Annotated in this window: 4 protein-coding genes; 1 reads left to right on the forward strand and 3 read right to left on the reverse strand. The window is 37.3% G+C overall.

Annotation, left to right across the window (positions count from 1 at the left end):
• Positions 1 to 192: 192 nt before the first annotated feature.
• The gene (locus F3H01_RS05980) at positions 193 to 567 is read right to left on the reverse strand and encodes a RidA family protein (RefSeq protein ID WP_149725177.1); all 375 of its coding nucleotides are present in this window, start codon (positions 565 to 567) and stop codon (positions 193 to 195) included.
• Between the two features lie 96 nt (positions 568 to 663).
• Between F3H01_RS05980 and cheQ the strand changes: the two genes are divergently transcribed.
• On the forward strand, positions 664 to 1,137 hold the full coding sequence (gene cheQ, locus F3H01_RS05985; RefSeq protein WP_084041562.1) for a cheVAW transcriptional regulator CheQ: 474 nt from the start codon (positions 664 to 666) through the stop codon (positions 1,135 to 1,137).
• Positions 1,138 to 1,169: 32 nt separating this feature from the next.
• Here the strand turns inward: cheQ and F3H01_RS05990 are convergent, their stop codons facing one another.
• Both F3H01_RS05990 and F3H01_RS05995 read right to left on the reverse strand, forming a co-directional pair.
• Positions 1,170 to 1,730 carry a Fe-S-containing hydro-lyase gene (locus F3H01_RS05990; protein ID WP_103593926.1) on the reverse strand — a complete coding sequence of 187 codons (561 nt, stop codon included), beginning with the start codon at positions 1,728 to 1,730 and terminating at the stop codon, positions 1,170 to 1,172.
• 9 nt (positions 1,731 to 1,739) lie between these two features.
• Positions 1,740 to 2,585 carry a fumarate hydratase gene (locus F3H01_RS05995; protein ID WP_149725178.1) on the reverse strand — a complete coding sequence of 282 codons (846 nt, stop codon included), beginning with the start codon at positions 2,583 to 2,585 and terminating at the stop codon, positions 1,740 to 1,742.
• Positions 2,586 to 2,699 lie beyond the last annotated feature (114 nt).

Below are 2,699 nucleotides of genomic sequence, written 5' to 3' on the forward strand. Positions count from 1 at the left end.
TATACGAGTAATACTTAAAGATAGTTGAAATAATTAGGGAATTTGAGAAAAATTTGTTTGTTACTTTAAAATTTTAAAGTATGTATTTTTATTAGTGGGTTTAAGGGTTTAGTTTTTGAAATATAAATTTGGAGAGTTTTTGCTCTCCATCATATTAAACATTAAATTATATGAACTTTTACACAATCTCTATTAATAAGCCGCGATAAGCTCTATTTCCACAAGTGCGTCTTTTGGCAAGGTCTTAACAGCTACTGTACTTCTAGCAGGATAAGGCTCTTTAAAAAATTTAGCATACACAGTATTTACTTTAACAAAATCTGCCATATCTGCTAGAAATATTGTAGTCTTTACAGTATTATCAAAATTAAGCCCTGCCTCAGCCAAGATATTTTTTAAATTTTCAAGCGATTGCTCAGCTTGAGCTTCTACACTACTGCTTGCAAACTCACCCGCTGGTGTGACACCAAGCTGACCTGAGATAAACAAAAATCCATTTGCGCTAATAGCTTGAGAATATGGTCCAATCGCTTGTGGAGCATTTTTTGTTGAGATTTGTTTTTTCATATTTTCTCCTTTTGAAATTTTTTAAAATCCTACTATAAATTTTCTAAATTTTTAGTCTCCAAAAGCTATAATGGGCAAAATTTCAAAAGGATGAAGATGCAAAATATACTCGCACCAAATGAGTTTTTAGACGATTATGTACTCGGTGCTGAGTTGGCTAAAAACGCCGGCATCTCATCAAATGCTTATCTTTTTTGGAAAAACGTCATAAGTGCTAAATTTGAAAACTCAAGAATAGTTTTTCTTAGAAAAAATAGCATTCCAGTCAAATTTCAAAACATTATAAAAACCTGTACGCCTTTAAATGGCCTTATTCCAACAGGCGTATTTTGCTCTTTTACCTCGCTTGCTCCTTCTCATCTTGTAGCAAAAAATGGCTCTAAGATCTACGAGCTCTTTAAATTTTATGAGATTTGTGGCATCAAATTTATAGACTTGAAGAAATTTTATGATGATTTTAATCTTAGCTATTCTTATAGAATTTACATTGAAAAGTGCAAATTTTTCTCACCTGCTCCATTTGAAAAACGCATAAAATTAACTGAAACGATGTGTCTTGGATATTACTAAAGTCCGCTAGCTAGCTTGCTAGCGGGATAAATTTAGATCTTTTTGTAAGGCGCTTGACCGACTTCATAGAAGTTATTGCCGTCGCAGTCAATGGCAACTATTGCTGGGAAATCCTCAACTGTAAGCCTTGCAACTGCCTCTGGTCCTAGTTCTGGATAAGCCAGTACCTCATATTTTTTGATACTTTGGCTAATGAGCGCTCCGATACCACCGATAGCAACCATATAAACACAGCATGATTTTTTCATAGCCTCGACTACTGCGTCACTCCTGTAGCCTTTACCGATCATACCATTTATACCAACTTCATTTATCATAGTTGGGGTGTATTTATCCATTCTGCCGCTTGTTGTTGGGCCTGCTGCACCGATAGCTTGATTTGGCTTGGCTGGAGTTGGTCCAACATAGTAGATAGTCTCACCCTTTAGTTCAACTGGTAGTTTTTCGCCACGTGCCAATGTTTCAGTAAGTGCCTTATGTGCAGCGTCACGAGCTGCTATGATAGTGCCTGATATTAGGACATTGTCACCTGCCTTTAGGCTCTTTACCACCTCTTTATCAAATGGTGCTGTTATTCTTTTTACTTCTGACATTTTCTCTCCTTAAAGCTCAGCGTCTGCGTGGCGTGCAGCATGGCAGTTAATGTTTATAGCAATAGGAAGACCTGCTATGTGGGTTGGATACCACTCGACATTTACTTTTACGGCAGTAGTATCGCCACCAAGCCCTTGAGGACCAACGCCGGTTTTACAAGCAAGCTCTAGTAACTCATCTTCTAATTTGGCATATCTTGGATCAGAATTTTTACTATCGACTGAACGAACTGCTGCTTCTTTTGCCAAAAGTGCTGCCTTATCCATCGTACCGCCTATGCCAACGCCTATTGTTAGTGGAGGACAGGCATTTGGTCCAGCGTATTTTACAGCCTCCAAAAAGACTTTTTTTACACCTTCTATACCATCAGCTGGCACAAGCATTTTTAAAACCGATTTATTCTCACTACCAAAACCTTTTGGAGCTACTTTTATCTTTAGCTTATCTCCTGGCACGATCCTAGTGTGAATGACGGCTGGAGTGTTGTTTGTGGTATTTTTTCTCTCAAAAAGTGGCTCAGCAACGACTGACTTTCTTAGATAACCTTCAGTGTAGCCTTCCGCAATACCCTCATTTATCGCATCTTCAATATAACCACCCTCAATATGCACATCTTGGCCGATCTGCACAAAAACAACCGTCATACCGGTGTCTTGGCAGATAGGTGCAACGCCCTCTTCCGCAAGCTTAGCATTTTGTAAAATTTTGCCCAAAATGTCTTTGCCTAGTGACGAGCTTTCACTACTTTGAGCCTTTGTAAAAGCAGCTTTTAAATCTGGCGTCACGACATAACAGGCCTGTTTGCAAAGCTTGGCAACGACTTCTCTTATATCTTTTACATTTATTATTCTCATCTTTACTCCTCGTAAAAAACAATTTTTAATTATATTAACTATATTTAAAATTTAAGATTAAATTTTACTGCTGTATATCTACTCGAAAAAATTTATATGAGTTTATTTTGTTTG

Origin of the sequence: Campylobacter concisus, assembly GCF_902460875.1 — a bacterium.
GTDB lineage: Bacteria > Campylobacterota > Campylobacteria > Campylobacterales > Campylobacteraceae > Campylobacter_A > Campylobacter_A concisus_AA.